The following is a 14,815-nucleotide window of genomic DNA, read 5'->3' on the forward strand; positions in this document are numbered from 1 at the left end:
GGGCGCCGGGATCGCGCCCGTTTATCGAATTCGAAAGAGGAGGGTCGAGATGAGTGCATTCAAGGCGTTGTGGGTCACGGAGAGCGCGCATGGCGTGCATGACCTGCAGGTGGCCGAGCGGCAGGTTGCCGATCTGCCGGCGGGTGAGGTGCTGGTGCGGGTGAAGTATTCCTCGCTCAACTACAAGGATGCGCTGTCCGCCAGCGGCAACCGTGGCGTCACCCGCAAGTACCCGCACACTCCCGGCATCGACGCCGCCGGCGTGGTGGAAGAGTCCTCGGTGGGCGAATTCGCCGCCGGCGATGAAGTCATCGTCACCGGCTATGACCTGGGCATGAACACCCCGGGCGGCTTTGGCCAGTACATCCGCGTGCCTGCCGCCTGGCTGATCAAGCGCCCGCAGGGCCTGTCGCTGCGCGAATCGATGATCCTCGGCACCGCCGGCCTGACTGCCGCGCTGTGCGTCGACAAGCTCGAGCGCGCCGGCCTGACGCCGTCCGCCGGCCCCATCCTGGTCACTGGCGCCACCGGCGGCGTGGGCAGCATCGCGGTGATGCTGCTGGCGCAACTGGGCTACACCGTGGCTGCCGCCACCGGCAAGCTGGAACAGGCCGAGCTGCTGAACCGCCTTGGCGCGCGGCAGATTCTCGACCGTGCCACTGTCTCCGACGGAGTCGACAAGCCGCTGCTGCGCGAGCAGTGGGCCGGCGCGGTGGACACCGTGGGCGGCGACATCCTGTTCAACGTGGTCAAGTCGCTGCAGTATGGCGGCAGCGTCGCCTGCTGCGGCCTGACCGCCGGCGCCGCGTTCAAGGCCACCGTGCTGCCGTTCATTCTACGCGGCGTGAACCTGCTGGGCGTGGACTCGGTAGAGCTGCCGCTGGTGGTCAAGGCTTCCATGTGGGACAAGCTGTCCCTGCAATGGAAGCTCGACAACCTCGAAGCAGCCGTCCGCGAGGTCAAGCTCGATGACCTGCCGGCCGCCATCCACCAGATCCTGGCCGGCAAGCTGGTGGGCCGGGTGCTGGTCAACCTGGATTGATGCCCGTGCCGGGCCTGGGTGTCAGCCCAGGTCCGGCAACAGGTAATCCGCCCACAGCGAATCGGCGAACTGGCTTCTGAAAAAGCCGAAGTGGCCAATGCGCTTCACGCCGATATCCTCCGGCGCGATTCTCTTCAGCGTCTTCGGCGAGCCACGGTAGAAACCGTGCAGCGACTCGGTATTGCGCCCGGACATCATCTCGTCGTCGGTGAAAGAGATGGAGGTAATCGGTGTGCTCACCGAGGAATACGCCTCGCGCACCGCGCCGCCTTCCGCGCCCACCGAGTACTCCGGGTCCAGGCACCAGCGCCGCCATTGCTCGATCACCCCGCGTGGCAGGTCGCCGACCACGCCCAGGCGCTTGCCGGGGAAGTAGCCCAGCAGCGGCGTGATCGTCGGTGCCAGCAGGTACCAGAGCAGCCAGGCCTTGTGCCGCAAGCCCTTGGTGTTCTCGCGCCAGTAGCCGCTGCCGGTGGCAATGGTGAAGGCGCGGTGGATGCGCTCGGTACCCCGCACGAAGGGCAGTATCTGCCCGCCGAGGCTGTGGCCGATCCAGTACACCGGCAGCTCGCCGGCCGCGGCGACTACGGCATCGAGCATGGCGCTGCAGTCGTGGTTGCCCCAGGCGAGGATGTCGACGTCCAGATCACGCAGGGAGCCGGCGCGGGATTTACCCATGCCGGCATAGTCGAAGGTGACTGTCAGGTAGCCGCGCTCGGCCAGCCAGTTGGCGAAGGCCGTGTAGAAGCGCTGCTCGACGCCCATGGCAGGAACGATCAGCACCGCTCCGCGGGCTTCGCCGGGTGGGTAGTACCAGTGGCTGGAGAGGCTTTGGCCATTGCCGTTGTCCAGCGGGCGGGGAAGCGGTGTGATCATGGCGCGGTCCCTCAGGCCTGACTGATGTACATGGTGATGTCGGCGCGGAAGACCTTCTTGTCACCGACGTAGGCGAGCACCGGGACGATGACGTCGCCTTCCTGATTCCAGTCCACGGCACGGCCATCGGCCACGGCGCGTACGTCGCCGTCGGCCTTGGCCAGGTATTCCACGGTCATGCCGCGGGGAATCCAGCGGCGGCCCTTGGGGATCGACACGTCGGTCATGGTCCCGGCGGCCAGTTCGGCAGCGTTGCACAGGGCGATGGCGTGCACGGTGCCGATGTGGTTGAGCACTTCGCGGCGCTTGGGGAAGGTCACTTCCGCGTAGCCTGGGCGCAGTTCGACGAACTGCGGGGCGATGCTGGCGAAGTAGGGGGCGACCTGGCCGATCATGGCGCTGAACTGCGCGGGGCCGGCCTGCTGGTACATTTGCATCATCTGACTCATGGCAACTCCGGGGCAAAGCGGATTGAAGATGGATGCGCGCCCAGGCAGTATACGAAGACTAGAAATTAATTCTAGAAAAATATTCTAGAATTATGTTCGAGCGGTTTTTCCAACAGGAACCCCATGGCCCGACCTTCCCGCAAAGACGACATCCTCCAGGCCGCGCTGGCCTGCTTCAGCGAATCCGGCGTGGATGCCACCACCATCGAGATGATCCGCGACCGCTCCGGCGCCAGCATCGGCAGCCTCTATCACCATTACGGCAACAAGGAACGCATCATCGGCGCGCTCTACCTCACAGGCGTTGGCCAGTACGCGGCGCTGCTGGACGCCGGAATCGAGGAGGGCATGAGCGCGGAGGCCTGCGTGAAGCTGTTCGTCACCTGCTACGTCGATTGGGTGGCGGCCAACCCGGAGTGGGCGCGTTTCATCCTGCACAGCCGAGGCCGCGTCGAAGCGGGAGAGGTGGGTGAGGCGTTGCGCGAGGCCAACCGCGAACAGGGTCGCCGCATTGCCGGGCTGCTCTCCGAGCACCGCAAGGCCGGGGCGTTCAAGGAACTCGCACCGGAGCTGTTCAATTCGGTGGTGATCGGCCCGAGCCAGGACTACGCGCGCAACTGGCTGGCCGGGCGCACGCGGGTGGACCTGATCGATTGTCGCGATCAGTTGGCGCAGATTGCCTGGGAGAGCGTTCGCGCTTGAGTGTGGCCTCCCTGTAGGAGCGAGCTTGCTCGCGAACGGATTTGCCGGCGGCACTGAAGCTGGGGGTTCGCGAGCAAGCTCGTTCCTACGAAGAGCCAAAGAAAAAACCCCGCGATGCGGGGCTTTTTCATATCGGCCAGATCAGGCCAGCTGGCGGCGACGGAACAGCGGTTGCGGCTGGGTCACCGAGGTCTGGTAGACCTCGCTGAAGTCGTCCAGGCCCGCCAGCGCTGCTTGCGGATCGCGGTCGGCGCGGATGGCGTAGGCGTCGAAGCCACAGCTCTGCATGAAGAACAGCTGGTCACGCAGGACATCGCCGATGGCGCGCACTTCGCCCTTGTAGCCGAAGCGCTCGCGCAGCAGGCGCGCGGTGCTGAAGCCGCGGCCGTCGGTGAAGGCCGGGAAGTTCACGGCGATCACCTGGAAGTTGTCCAGGTCGCCGGCGATGGCTTCGGGCTCTTCGTCCGCATCCAGCCAGACGCCCAGGCCGCCGTCGCGACCGCGCAGGGCAGGGCCGTGTTCCAGCCACAGGTTCAGCGGGATGATCACGTCGTCGCAGTTGGGCACGGTTTCCAGGGTCGCGTCCTTGGGCAGCAGGTGCCAGCGGTCGTCGACGACCTCGCGGTGTTTAATGATTCGCTGCATATACGCGCTCCTTGAAGGGGTCGATGCCGATGCGACGGTAGGTATCGAGGAAACGTTCCTCTTCGGTGCGCTGTTCCACGTAGACCTTGATGATCTTCTCGATCACGTCGGCCATCTGCTCCTGGGCGAAGGACGGGCCGAGGATCTGCGCCAGGCTGGCGTCGCGGCTGGCGCTGCCGCCGAGGGAGACCTGGTAGAACTCCTCGCCCTTCTTGTCCACGCCGAGGATGCCGATGTGGCCGACGTGGTGGTGGCCGCAGGCGTTCATGCAGCCGGAGATGTTCAGGTCGATGGCGCCGATGTCGAACAGGTAGTCCAGGTCGTCGAAGCGACGCTGGATGGCTTCGGCCACCGGGATCGACTTGGCGTTGGCCAGGGAGCAGAAGTCGCCGCCCGGGCAGCAGATGAGGTCGGTCAGCAGGCCCACGTTCGGGGTGGCGAAACCGTTCTCGCGCAGTTCGCCCCAGAGGGTGAACAGCTGAGCCTGCTCGACGTCGGCGAGGATGATGTTCTGGTTATGGCTGTTGCGCACTTCGCCGAAGCTGTAGCGGTCGGCCAGGTCGGCGACCACGTCCAGCTGCTTGTCGGTGATGTCGCCGGGCGCCACGCCGGTGGGCTTGAGCGACAGGGTCACGGCGACATAGCCGGGCTTCTTGTGGGCGAAGGTGTTGCGGCTACGCCAGCGGGCGAAGCCGGGGTTCTCGGCGTCGAGCTGGGCGAGGGCGGCGTCCTGGTTTTCCAGGGCCTGGTAGGCCGGGTCGACGAAGTGCGCGGCCACGCGCTGCAGCTCGGCGTCGGTCAGGGTGCTCGGGCCGTCCTTCAGGTTCGCCCATTCGGCGTCGACCTTCTGGGCGAAGACTTCCGGCGTCAGCGCCTTGACCAGGATCTTGATGCGCGCCTTGTACTTGTTGTCCCGACGGCCATAGCGGTTGTACACGCGCAGGATGGCGTCCAGGTAGGACAGCAGGTGCTTCCACGGCAGGAATTCATTGATGAAATTGCCGACGATCGGGGTACGACCCAGGCCGCCACCGACAGAGACGCGGAAGCCCAGCTCGCCGGCTTCGTTCTGCACCGCTTCCAGGCCGATGTCGTGCACCTCGATGGCGGCACGGTCGCTCACGGCGCCGTTGACGGCGATCTTGAACTTGCGCGGCAGGTGGGCGAATTCGGGGTGGAAGGTCGACCACTGGCGGATGATCTCGCACCAGGGGCGCGGATCGACCAGCTCGTCATGGGCGACGCCGGCGAACTGGTCGGTGGTGGTGTTGCGGATGCAGTTGCCGCTGGTCTGGATCGCGTGCATCTGCACGGTGGCCAGCTCGGCGAGGATTTCCGGCACGTCTTCCAGTTCCGGCCAGTTGTACTGGACGTTCTGGCGGGTACTGATGTGCGCGTAGCCCTTGTCATAGTCGCGGGCGATCTGCGCCAGCTTGCGCACCTGCCGGGAGGACAGCAGGCCGTAAGGCACGGCCACGCGCAGCATGGGCGCATAGCGCTGGATGTACAGGCCATTCTGCAGACGCAGCGGGCGGAATTCCTCGCCGGTCAGTTCGCCCGCCAGGTAGCGGCGGGTCTGATCGCGGAACTGCTTGACGCGATCCTCTACGATCCTTTGATCGTATTCGTCATATACGTACATGAATCATCCTGCTGTCAGGCTATAGCGCTCAGGGCGTACTGCGTTTCCCAGCGCGCACGGCAACGCGCTCCACGCGGAGTGGGGCGCACGATACCAGTTCGGGAATATGCGCAAAAGTGATGTTTGAGTATATGGCGAGAACTTTCGGATCTAAGCCGCGCCAGGCCTGAATCACGGGTCTGGCCGCGGCTTGCACGGGCACCTGTGTGCGGCTGCGCTTAGTGCTTTTTATGCCGTGATCAGGCTTCGCGGCCGTGGGCGGCATCGCGCAGTTGCGAGGTGTCGACGCGGACGAAGATCGAGTCGCCAACACAGGTCAGCACATCGCCGGCATAGACCTCGCAAATGATCCGGCTTTTGCGGCCGACTTCGCCCTCGACATGGGCCTTGAGGGTCAGCGGCACGCCCATGGGTGTCGGCTTGATGTACTTGATGCCCAGGTTACCGGTGACGCAGTCGATGCGCGGCAGGCTGCCCGGCTCGCGGCCCTCGGCGCGGTAGTGATAGGCCATGGCGGTCCAGTTGGAGTGGCAGTCCACCAGCATCGCGATCAGGCCGCCGTAGACCAGCTCCGGCCAGCCGCAGTACTTGGCCTCGGGCAGGTGCTCGGCGACGACGTGGATGCCGTCCTCGTGCCAGCGGCTCTTGATGTGCAGCCCGTGCGGGTTGCTGCCGCCGCAGCCATAGCAGACGCCTTCCGGCGCGACGGTGTCCTGTAGCGATACCAGGTTCATTACTGTTCCTTGCTCTTGTCGTTGTGCTTGTCTAGCAGCCAAGCCTAACGGCTTTCGAAGCGGGGCGGGAGTAGCGGGGCGGGCGGAGCTGGTCTTAACTGGTGGTGTGGTCCTTCAGCCAATAACGAGAAGATGGGGGAAGCATGAGCGAAGAAACGTCGAACAAGACCAGCGATAGCGTCGTCGATGCCCGCGCCGCATTCATCCTGATCCTGCTGGTGGTCGCGACCGCCGTGTTCTGGGTCAGCCATCAGTGACAGCGGTGCCGGCGGGCCGTCCTGCGGCCCGCTGGTACCAAACGCCCCGCCGCCTGTCCTACAGCCCGGCGAAATGCAGCACCAGCTGCACCAGCCCGTACAGCAGCAGCACGAAGATCAGCGTGAAGAGAATGCCCATGGCGATGAAGTGACTGGGCTTGCCGTGGGTGAAGTCGCGTGCGCGGTTGCGCCCGCTCTGCACGCCGAAGGCTGCGGCCAGCACACTGTGCAGCATCTGCCAGAAGGTCGGCGGCTTGTTCTGTTGCTCGTCCATCGTTGGTCCTCCCTTTGCCTGCAAGCCTAGCTCCTGCGCTAGCGAACGCTAGAGTTCGATCTGCGTCCATTGGCGCTTCTGCCACATCACCGCGAAGATCGCCGAAGCCATCCCGCGCTGGAGAATCTGCATGCTCCAGATCGCCAGCAGACCACCGCCCAGCACCGGGCCGACCAGGTAGGCCAGCGGCAGGAAGAACAGCCACTGGTTGCCCAGGCTGACCGCCATCACCGTGCGCACGGCGCCCGCGCCCAGCAGCGCCTGGGTCAGCACCAGCGCCGTGGCGTCGATCACCATGCCCATGCCGGTGAGCATCAGCGGCACGCGGCCCAGTTCGATCAGCGCAGGGTCGCTGACGAACAGCCGCAGAATGGCCTCGGAGAATATCCAGAACGGCGCACCCAGCAGCGCCAGCCCACAGGCCGCCACCTTCACGACGTCCCAGCCCCAGCGGTGCGCGCTGTCGAAGTCGCGCTCGCCCATGCTCTGGCTGACCAGCGTGGTCGCCGCCATGCCCAGGCCGACGCCGGGCAGGATCAGGAACAGCGCCAGGTTGATCAGCACGTGGGCCACCGCCAGCTCGCGGGTGCCGACCTGGGCGATGATCCAGAACAGCAGGGTGATGCCGGCGGCGAAGAAGAACTGCTGCAGCGAGTTGGGCAGTGACAGGCGCAACAACGTGCGGACGTCGCGCTCGCTCGGCAGGCGCGGGTGGCAGCCTTGGGCGCGCGCATCGCGCCAGGTGATCCAGGCGTAGATCAGCGAGCCGATGTACAACGCCAGCGTGGTGCCCAGGCCGCTGCCCACTGCGCCCATGCGCGGCAGGCCGAACAGGCCGTGGATCAGGCTGTAGCTGATCGCCGCGTTGGCCAGGTGCATGACCACCAGGGTGCGCATGTACATGCCTGATCGCCGGGTGCCGTTCCAGTAGCCCCGGAAGGAGAAGTTCAGGCCCACGGCGAGCACCGACAGCGCGCGCCATTCGAAGTAGGGGATGCCGACCGCCAGCACCTCCGGATCATGAGACAGCGCGCGAATGATGGGCTCGGCGAACAGCAGGCAGATCAGCGTGATCGGCAGCGACAGGCCCAGCGCGACCAGCAGCCCGCAGTTCAGCGGCGCGGCCAGTTCGCCGCTGCGACCTTCGCCCCGCCGGCGGGCCACCAGCGCCTGTACGCCGGCGCCCAGACCCATCACCAGGGAGATGGCGACGAAGTTGGCGTAGCTGCCGATTCCGACCCCGGCGAGGGATTTCTCCCCCAGGTGGCCGACCATGGCTGCATCCACCAGGTTGAGCAGGCTCTGGCTGAGCATGCCGCCGATGATCGGCAGGCCCAGGCTGAGAATGTTCTGGAACCTCTGGCGCTCTAGCATGGCGTCTCGGGGCAGTGAATTCCGGCTTGTTGTGGACATCCGGCGGGCCGTGCCGGTGAGGCGCCGCTGTGGGAAATCCTAGCCGAAGGGCAGGCTTCCTGCTCCCTTTTGGGGCGGAATATGCCTACGAACATTGCGAAGTTGTTCCGGTGATATTTCCGATGTTTGTGTGAGGTCTGTCACGTTTTTTCGGCTTGGCGAACGAAAGCGGCGTACTACGCTGAATTTCAATTGACCAGGGCAAACCTGTGCGAAAGCCAGGGACGCAAAGCCACCGATCTAACGCCCGCAAGGGCCATGACCGCGGGGTTGCCAAGCCGGCCGGACGTTCGTCCGCGCCCTCTGCGAGCTTGTGCTCGGCATCCTCCTACGTCCCGGTGAGCCGCCTGATCAACCCGAGCAGGTTGATGGTGTTTGTTGGCCAAAGGGAGCGCGCCGATGAATCAGCCGTACCAGCTTCAGTACACCTACGGGTTCGCCCGGATGGCGTTGCGTGATCAGGTGGTGTTCAAGTCCATCGTCGGCCTGCTCAGTGGTCGCACCTTGGCGAGCTGGGCGTATGTCGAGGGTCCCGCCGACCTGCTGGTGGAGGGGGAGGAGGGCGCGCCGCGGGTGCGGTTGCGCACGGCCGAGGGTGAGCCGCTCTGGGTGCACTGGCCGCTGCGTGCCAGCGAGGTATTCGATTGCCTGGAACGTGCCGCTCGCGCCATCGGCCAGAGGCCGGCGCAGTCCGCGGGTGAAGCCCTGCGCCTGAAGCACTGGCCGGCCGCGTCACTGCTCAACGGTGATCACCGCTACGTCCGGCTGGCCACGCTGCTTTGTGCAAGGACCATGAGCCTGGACGAGCTTTGCGAGCGCTCCGGCGTGCCGCGCCACGTGGCGGAGAGCTTCGTCCGCCTGATGGCCTCCCATGAAATGTTCCAGCCCGGCGAGGCCCTGCCTGCGCCGGCCGAACAACAGGCTGCCGCTCCCGTCGGCCTGCTGGCGCGCATCCGTCGCAGCCTCGGCCTTGGCGGTGCTTCGGAGGCCGGCCGATGAGGGAATACAAGATCCTCTTCACCGGCACCATGGGCGCGGGCAAGACCACCGCCATCGCCGCGATCAGCGACATCGAGCCGGTCAGCACCGACGTGCAGAACAACGATCCCAGCCTGGACAAGGCGCGCACCACAGTCGGCCTGGACTATGGCGAGGTGGTGATCGGACCCGATGAGCGCCTGCGCCTGTATGGCACGCCCGGTCAGGCGCGCTTTGCCTTCATGTGGAGCATCCTCGCGCGCGGAGCGCTGGGGCTGGTGATCCTGATCGACAACTCGCGGCCCGATCCGCTGGGCGACCTGCAGGTTTACCTCCACGGCTTTGCCGACTGCATCGCCGGTGCGCCCTGTGTCATCGGCGTCGGGCGTCTGCCAGGGCATCCCGCGCCCGGCCTGGATGACTACGCTGCCGCGCTGGCTAGGGCCGGCCACAGCTTCCCAGTCATCGAGGTGGACGTACGTGAGGCAGAGCAGGTGCGCATGCTGCTCGACCTGCTCCTGCTGCAACTGGAATGCACGGCGGCCTGAAGCCTGACGTTTGCAACCGACTGGAGTCGACCATGGAACACGCCTTGACGAGCTTGCCGGAAAGACTGCGGAACGACGCCGAGCAGGCGTTGGATGAGCTCGGCGCCAGCCTGGGGCGGCTGAGCGCGGCGGTGATCGCCACCACCGACGGCTTCGAGGTGGCCTCCCGTGCCGGCAAGGGGCTGGAGGTTTCCAAGCTGGCCGCCATGGCCTGCTCGATTTCGGCCCTCGGCGCCATGGTCGGCCAGGAGAGCGAGGTCGGCCCGCACCAGAACGTGATAGTCGAGGCCAGCGAGGGCTACATCGTCATCGTCGACATACCGCATCCGAGCCATCCGATGATCCTCAACCTGGTCGCCGATCGCGAGGAGATGCTTGGCCAGGTGCTCTATCAGGCCAAGCGAACGGCAACCCGGCTGGCGGATCTGTCGCTGGCCGGCTGAGACAAAAGGCTTCGCGGCGCGCGCGGTCGCGGGGCCCCTATAACAGGACGCGCACTCAAGGAGTAATCGCTATGGCAGCACTGCAACAATCGCTGGACGAACTGCTGAACCTGGATGGTGCCCTGGCGTCGGCCGTGGTGGATGCCAAGAGCGGCATGCTGCTCGGGCAGGCAGGAGGCGGCGTGGACCTGGAACTGGCGGCGGCGGGCAACACCGAGGTGGTTCGCGCCAAGCTCAAGACCATGAAGTCCCTGGCGCTCAACGACGTGATCGAGGACATCCTCATCACCCTCGGCCGGCAATACCACATCATCCGCCCGATGGCGAAGCACGAAGGGGTGTTCATGTACTACGTGCTGGACAAGGTGAAAGCCAACCTGGCGCTGGCGCGGCGCAAGTTGCAGGAGGTGGAGGGGCAGATGGCGATCTGAGGTGAGCTGATGGACGTGGGCGGGCGGGGAGGCCCGCCCACGCTTTGCACAAGGAGTGCTTACTCCTCGAACAGGCCGTGCCAGCAGTCGCTCAGCTCGCCCAGTTCGAAGGATTTCACCCAGGACTGCTTTTCCAGCCACAGGCGAGTGGTCTCGCGGTCGGCCTCGGTCAGGCTACCGACGTCGTTCAGGCACAGGTAGCCGGTGAACTCGCCGTCTTCGGTGGCGCCGCCGACGAAGACCCAGCCTTCGGATTCGACGAAGGCGATCCACTGGTCGAGCACGTCATCCAGGTCGCCGGTGTAGTTCACTTCGAGGCTGAAGCCGAACTCCTGGAACTCGCCCAGGCGCAGCTTCTTCAGCAGGCGGCGTTTGCGAGGCTTGGCCATTTGTTCGGGGGTGAGGTATTTCATCTGTGACTCTCTCTTCAGCGGAAGCCTGGCGGGTGGCCGGCTTCGATCCGTTGTGCCCTGGGGGTGCCCAGGATGCCGGGATTATCCCGCATCTGCGCAGGATATGCAGCGACGCTTTTCCCCAGGCCGCGGACCTGCCTGACGAAACCGCCGTGCCGGGCGGGCCCGGCTGCGGCGTGGGGCGTCAGATCAGTTGTCGTAGCCCAGGTTCGGCGACAGCCAGCGCTCGCTGGTGCTGATTTCCTGGTCCTTGCGCGCGCTGTAGCGTTCGATCTGGTCCCTGTCGAGCTTGCCGACGGCGAAGTACTGCGCCTGTGGATGGGCGAAGTACCAGCCGCTGACGGCGGCGGCCGGGAACATGGCGTAGTGCTCGGTCAGGGTCACGCCGGACAGACCGTCCGGGTCGAGCAGCTTGAACAGCGTGCCTTTCTCGGTGTGGTCCGGGCAGGCCGGGTAGCCGGGCGCCGGGCGGATGCCGACGTACTGCTCCTTGATCAGCGCCTCGTTGTCCAGGTGTTCCTCGGGCTGGTAGCCCCAGTATTCCTTGCGCACGCGCTCGTGCAGCCACTCGGCGCAGGCTTCGGCGAGGCGGTCGGCCAGGGCCTTGACCATGATCGCGCTGTAGTCGTCGCCCTTGGCCTCGTAGGCCTTGGCCACTTCCTCGGCGCCGATGCCGGCGGTGGTGATGAAGCCGCCGACGTAGTCCTTCACGCCGCTGTCCTTCGGCGCGACGAAGTCGGCCAGGCTGAAGTTCGGCTTGCCGTCGGGCTTGATGGTCTGCTGGCGCAGGTGGTGCAGGGTGGCCAGCTTGTGGCCGTCGTCACCGTAGACCTCCAGGTCGTCGTGGTGCACCTGGTTGGCCGGCCAGAAGCCCAGCACGGCACGGGACTTGATCAGCTTCTCGTCGATCAGCTTCTTCAGCATCGCCTGGGCGTCGTTGAACAGGCTGGTCGCCGCTTCGCCCACGACTTCGTCGGTGAGGATGCGCGGGTACTTGCCGGCCAGGTCCCAGGAGATGAAGAACGGCGTCCAGTCGATGTACTCGGCCAGCACATTGAGGTCGATATCATCCAGCACCTTGACGCCGGTGAAGCTCGGCACCGGCGGCTGGTAGCCGGCCCAGTCGAACTTCGGCTTGGCGGCGATGGCCTGTTCGTAGCTCAGGCGCTCGGTGCGTGCGCTGCGGTTGGCGGTGCGTTCGCGCACTTCCGCGTACTCTTCGCGCAGCTTGCGGGCGTACTCGGGCTTCATTTCCTTGGACAGCAGCGTGGTCGCCACGCCCACCGCGCGGGAGGCGTCGGTGACGTAGACCACCGCGTCGTTGCTGTACTGCGGGTCGATCTTCACCGCGGTGTGCGCCTTGGAGGTGGTGGCGCCGCCGATCAACAGGGGCAGGCTGAAGTTCTGCCGCTGCATCTCCTTGGCGACGTGGACCATCTCGTCCAGCGACGGGGTGATCAGGCCGGACAGGCCGATGATGTCGCACTTCTGCTCGCGGGCGGTCTGCAGGATCTTCTCCGCCGGGACCATCACGCCCAGGTCGACGATGTCGTAGCCGTTGCAGCCCAGTACCACGCCGACGATGTTCTTGCCGATGTCGTGGACGTCGCCCTTCACCGTGGCCATGAGGATCTTGCCCTTGGCCTCGGGCTTGTCGCCTTTTTCCGCTTCGATGAAGGGAATCAGGTGCGCCACGGCCTGCTTCATCACGCGGGCGGATTTCACCACCTGCGGGAGGAACATCTTGCCGGCGCCGAACAGGTCGCCGACCACGTTCATGCCGGACATCAGCGGGCCTTCGATGACCTCGATGGGGCGCGCGCACTTCTGCCGGCACTCCTCGGTGTCCTCGACGATGAAGGTGGTGATGCCCTTGACCAGCGCGTGCTCCAGGCGCTTCTCGACGCTGTGGCTGCGCCACTCTTCGTCTTCCACTTCCTTGACCGCGCCGCCGCCCTTGTAGTTATCGGCGATGGCCAGCAGCGCCTCGGTGGCGTCCGGACTGCGGTTGAGCACCACGTCCTCGACCTTGTCGCGCAGTTCCTGCGGGATCTCGTCGTAGATCTCCAGTTGGCCGGCGTTGACGATGCCCATCGTCAGGCCGTTCTGGATCGCGTAGTAGAGGAACACCGAGTGGATCGCCTCGCGCACCGGGTTGTTGCCACGGAACGAGAACGACACGTTGGACACCCCGCCCGAGGTCAGTGCGTAGGGCAGGTTGTCGCGGATGTAGGCGCAGGCCTCGATGAAGTCGACCGCGTAGTTGTTGTGTTCCTCGATGCCGGTGGCGACCGCGAAGATGTTCGGGTCGAAGATGATGTCTTCCGGCGGGAAGCCCACTTCGTTGACCAGGATGTCGTAGGAGCGCTGGCAGATTTCTTCCTTGCGCGCCTGGGTATCGGCCTGGCCGGCTTCGTCGAAGGCCATCACCACCACGGCGGCGCCGTAGCGCTTGCACAGGCGGGCGTGGTGCTTGAACGGCTCGACGCCTTCCTTCATGGAGATGGAGTTGACGATGCCCTTGCCCTGGATGCACTTCAGGCCGGCTTCGATCACCTCCCACTTGGAGGAGTCGATCATGATCGGCACGCGGGAGATGTCCGGCTCGGAGGCGATCAGGTTGAGGAACTTCACCATGGCAGCCTTGGAGTCGAGCATGCCCTCGTCCATGTTGATGTCGATCACCTGGGCGCCGGCTTCCACCTGCTGCTGCGCCACTTCCAGCGCTTCGGCGTAGTTCTCCTCGCGGATCAGCCGGGCGAACTTGGCCGAGCCGGTGATGTTGGTGCGCTCGCCGACGTTCACGAACAGCGAGCTGCGGTCTATGGTGAACGGCTCAAGGCCGGACAGGCGGCAGGCCTTGGGAATCTCCGGGATGGCGCGCGGCGCGTACTTGGCCACGGCCTTGGCGATGGCTTCGATGTGGCCCGGCGTGGTGCCGCAGCAACCGCCAATGATGTTGAGGAAGCCCGAGGAGGCGAACTCTTCCACGACCACCGCCATTTCCGCCGGGGTCTCGTCGTACTCGCCGAAGGCGTTCGGCAGGCCGGCGTTGGGGTGGGCGGAGACGTGGGTGCCGGCCTTGGTGGCCAGTTCTTCCAGGTAGGGGCGCAGCTCTTTGGCACCGAGGGCGCAGTTCAGGCCGACGGAGATCGGGTTGGCGTGGCGTACCGAGTTCCAGAAGGCCTCGGTGGTCTGGCCGGACAGGGTACGGCCGGAGGCGTCGGTGATGGTGCCGGAGATCATGATCGGCAACTCGACGCCCAGCTCTTCATAGACGCCCTGCACGGCGAAGATCGCTGCCTTGGCGTTGAGGGTGTCGAAGATGGTCTCGATCAGGATCAGGTCCGCGCCGCCCTCGATCAGGCCGCGGGTGGATTCGCTGTAGTTCTCCACCAGTTCGTCGAAGGTGACGTTGCGGAAGCCGGGGTCGTTGACGTCCGGGGAGATCGAGCAGGTGCGGCTGGTCGGGCCGAGGACGCCAGCGACGAAGCGCGGGCGGTCCGGGGTCTCGGCGGTCTTGGCGTCGGCCACTTCACGGGCCAGGCGCGCGCCCTCGACGTTCATCTCGTAGGCCAGCTCCTGCATGTCGTAGTCGGCCTGCGACACGCGGGTGGCGTTGAAGGTGTTGGTCTCGAGGATGTCGGCGCCGGCGTCGAGGTAGGCCTTCTCGATGGCCTGGATGACGTCCGGGCGGCTGAGCAGCAGCAGGTCGTTGTTGCCCTTCACGTCGCTCGGCCAGTCGGCGAAGCGCGTGCCACGGTAGTCTTCCTCCTGCAGCTTGTAGCTCTGGATCATGGTGCCCATGCCGCCGTCGAGGATCAGGATGCGCTCCTTGAGGGCTTGCTGGAGGGCTTGCAGGCGTGCGGCACGGTCGATCATTGGAATACCTGGGGGAAAAGGGCGTGGCGAAAGGTCGCTGATGATAGCAAAGCTGCAGGAAATTTGACGTCGGCGGATTTTGCATG

The 14,815-nt window shown here is 65.5% G+C and carries 15 protein-coding genes and 1 riboswitch; of the genes, 6 read left to right on the forward strand and 9 right to left on the reverse strand.

Annotated elements, in window-relative coordinates:
* Window positions 1-49: 49 nt before the first annotated feature.
* Complete coding sequence (locus LDJ84_RS12060) at window positions 50-1,042, forward strand: YhdH/YhfP family quinone oxidoreductase (protein ID WP_054907709.1); 993 nt, start codon at window positions 50-52, stop codon at window positions 1,040-1,042.
* Between the two features lie 21 nt (window positions 1,043-1,063).
* Here the strand turns inward: LDJ84_RS12060 and LDJ84_RS12065 are convergent, their stop codons facing one another.
* Window positions 1,064-1,918: an alpha/beta fold hydrolase gene (locus LDJ84_RS12065; RefSeq protein ID WP_037011894.1), complete on the reverse strand. Its 855-nt coding sequence runs from the start codon at window positions 1,916-1,918 to the stop codon at window positions 1,064-1,066.
* Between the two features lie 11 nt (window positions 1,919-1,929).
* Window positions 1,930-2,367, reverse strand: coding sequence for a hotdog fold domain-containing protein (locus tag LDJ84_RS12070; protein ID WP_024763305.1), 438 nt, complete (start codon window positions 2,365-2,367; stop codon window positions 1,930-1,932).
* Window positions 2,368-2,490: 123 nt separating this feature from the next.
* Between LDJ84_RS12070 and LDJ84_RS12075 the strand changes: the two genes are divergently transcribed.
* Entirely contained in the window at window positions 2,491-3,069 is a 579-nt protein-coding gene (locus LDJ84_RS12075) for a TetR/AcrR family transcriptional regulator (protein WP_024763306.1), read from the forward strand.
* A 141-nt stretch (window positions 3,070-3,210) separates the two neighbouring features.
* Here the strand turns inward: LDJ84_RS12075 and LDJ84_RS12080 are convergent, their stop codons facing one another.
* The 5 genes from LDJ84_RS12080 to LDJ84_RS12100 all read right to left on the reverse strand — a co-directional run bounded on the left by LDJ84_RS12080 (window position 3,211) and on the right by LDJ84_RS12100 (window position 7,995).
* A complete protein-coding gene (locus tag LDJ84_RS12080; RefSeq protein ID WP_054907707.1) occupies window positions 3,211-3,714 on the reverse strand; it encodes a DUF934 domain-containing protein in 504 nt (167 codons plus the stop codon).
* The gene (locus tag LDJ84_RS12085) at window positions 3,698-5,356 is read right to left on the reverse strand and encodes a nitrite/sulfite reductase (protein WP_024763308.1); all 1,659 of its coding nucleotides are present in this window, start codon (window positions 5,354-5,356) and stop codon (window positions 3,698-3,700) included. Before LDJ84_RS12085 ends, LDJ84_RS12080 begins: the two co-directional genes overlap by 17 nt.
* A gap of 239 nt (window positions 5,357-5,595) precedes the next feature.
* Window positions 5,596-6,090, reverse strand: coding sequence for a PaaI family thioesterase (locus LDJ84_RS12090; protein WP_084359074.1), 495 nt, complete (start codon window positions 6,088-6,090; stop codon window positions 5,596-5,598).
* Window positions 6,091-6,405: 315 nt separating this feature from the next.
* Window positions 6,406-6,621: a DUF2970 domain-containing protein gene (locus tag LDJ84_RS12095; protein ID WP_024763310.1), complete on the reverse strand. Its 216-nt coding sequence runs from the start codon at window positions 6,619-6,621 to the stop codon at window positions 6,406-6,408.
* Between the two features lie 48 nt (window positions 6,622-6,669).
* Window positions 6,670-7,995, reverse strand: a complete 1,326-nt coding sequence (locus tag LDJ84_RS12100) for an MATE family efflux transporter (RefSeq protein ID WP_024763311.1) — start codon at window positions 7,993-7,995, stop codon at window positions 6,670-6,672.
* A gap of 229 nt (window positions 7,996-8,224) precedes the next feature.
* A riboswitch (cyclic di-GMP riboswitch) is annotated at window positions 8,225-8,312 on the forward strand.
* A gap of 121 nt (window positions 8,313-8,433) precedes the next feature.
* Here LDJ84_RS12100 and LDJ84_RS12105 point away from each other — a divergent pair.
* The 4 genes from LDJ84_RS12105 (at window position 8,434) to LDJ84_RS12120 (ending at window position 10,434) form a co-directional block, all read left to right on the forward strand.
* Window positions 8,434-9,033: a hypothetical protein gene (locus tag LDJ84_RS12105; RefSeq protein ID WP_084359072.1), complete on the forward strand. Its 600-nt coding sequence runs from the start codon at window positions 8,434-8,436 to the stop codon at window positions 9,031-9,033.
* A complete protein-coding gene (locus tag LDJ84_RS12110; protein WP_084359070.1) occupies window positions 9,030-9,560 on the forward strand; it encodes a GTP-binding protein in 531 nt (176 codons plus the stop codon). Before LDJ84_RS12105 ends, LDJ84_RS12110 begins: the two co-directional genes overlap by 4 nt.
* Window positions 9,561-9,592: 32 nt before the next feature.
* Window positions 9,593-10,003, forward strand: coding sequence for a roadblock/LC7 domain-containing protein (locus tag LDJ84_RS12115; RefSeq protein ID WP_024763314.1), 411 nt, complete (start codon window positions 9,593-9,595; stop codon window positions 10,001-10,003).
* 71 nt (window positions 10,004-10,074) lie between these two features.
* The gene (locus LDJ84_RS12120; protein WP_024763315.1) at window positions 10,075-10,434 is read left to right on the forward strand and encodes a hypothetical protein; all 360 of its coding nucleotides are present in this window, start codon (window positions 10,075-10,077) and stop codon (window positions 10,432-10,434) included.
* A gap of 59 nt (window positions 10,435-10,493) precedes the next feature.
* Here the strand turns inward: LDJ84_RS12120 and LDJ84_RS12125 are convergent, their stop codons facing one another.
* Window positions 10,494-10,847: a 50S ribosome-binding protein YggL gene (locus tag LDJ84_RS12125; RefSeq protein WP_024763316.1), complete on the reverse strand. Its 354-nt coding sequence runs from the start codon at window positions 10,845-10,847 to the stop codon at window positions 10,494-10,496.
* 189 nt (window positions 10,848-11,036) lie between these two features.
* The gene (gene metH / locus LDJ84_RS12130) at window positions 11,037-14,729 is read right to left on the reverse strand and encodes a methionine synthase (protein WP_226046381.1); all 3,693 of its coding nucleotides are present in this window, start codon (window positions 14,727-14,729) and stop codon (window positions 11,037-11,039) included.
* Between the last annotated feature and the right edge of the window lie 86 nt (window positions 14,730-14,815).

It is taken from the genome of Pseudomonas sp. HS-18 (assembly GCF_020401845.1).
Lineage (GTDB): Bacteria > Pseudomonadota > Gammaproteobacteria > Pseudomonadales > Pseudomonadaceae > Pseudomonas > Pseudomonas nitroreducens.

Excerpts from the sequence above, each read along its gene's own strand:
- LDJ84_RS12060 (WP_054907709.1), top strand. The coding sequence starts at position 50 with ATGAGTGCATTCAAGGCGTTGTGGGTCACGGAGAGCGCGCATGGCGTG.
- LDJ84_RS12065 (WP_037011894.1), bottom strand. The coding sequence starts at position 1,918 with ATGATCACACCGCTTCCCCGCCCGCTGGACAACGGCAATGGCCAAAGC.
- LDJ84_RS12070 (WP_024763305.1), bottom strand. The coding sequence starts at position 2,367 with ATGAGTCAGATGATGCAAATGTACCAGCAGGCCGGCCCCGCGCAGTTC.
- LDJ84_RS12075 (WP_024763306.1), top strand. The coding sequence starts at position 2,491 with ATGGCCCGACCTTCCCGCAAAGACGACATCCTCCAGGCCGCGCTGGCC.
- LDJ84_RS12080 (WP_054907707.1), bottom strand. The coding sequence starts at position 3,714 with ATGCAGCGAATCATTAAACACCGCGAGGTCGTCGACGACCGCTGGCAC.
- LDJ84_RS12085 (WP_024763308.1), bottom strand. The coding sequence starts at position 5,356 with ATGTACGTATATGACGAATACGATCAAAGGATCGTAGAGGATCGCGTC.
- LDJ84_RS12090 (WP_084359074.1), bottom strand. The coding sequence starts at position 6,090 with ATGAACCTGGTATCGCTACAGGACACCGTCGCGCCGGAAGGCGTCTGC.
- LDJ84_RS12095 (WP_024763310.1), bottom strand. The coding sequence starts at position 6,621 with ATGGACGAGCAACAGAACAAGCCGCCGACCTTCTGGCAGATGCTGCAC.
- LDJ84_RS12100 (WP_024763311.1), bottom strand. The coding sequence starts at position 7,995 with ATGCTAGAGCGCCAGAGGTTCCAGAACATTCTCAGCCTGGGCCTGCCG.
- LDJ84_RS12105 (WP_084359072.1), top strand. The coding sequence starts at position 8,434 with ATGAATCAGCCGTACCAGCTTCAGTACACCTACGGGTTCGCCCGGATG.
- LDJ84_RS12110 (WP_084359070.1), top strand. The coding sequence starts at position 9,030 with ATGAGGGAATACAAGATCCTCTTCACCGGCACCATGGGCGCGGGCAAG.
- LDJ84_RS12115 (WP_024763314.1), top strand. The coding sequence starts at position 9,593 with ATGGAACACGCCTTGACGAGCTTGCCGGAAAGACTGCGGAACGACGCC.
- LDJ84_RS12120 (WP_024763315.1), top strand. The coding sequence starts at position 10,075 with ATGGCAGCACTGCAACAATCGCTGGACGAACTGCTGAACCTGGATGGT.
- LDJ84_RS12125 (WP_024763316.1), bottom strand. The coding sequence starts at position 10,847 with ATGAAATACCTCACCCCCGAACAAATGGCCAAGCCTCGCAAACGCCGC.
- metH (WP_226046381.1), bottom strand. The coding sequence starts at position 14,729 with ATGATCGACCGTGCCGCACGCCTGCAAGCCCTCCAGCAAGCCCTCAAG.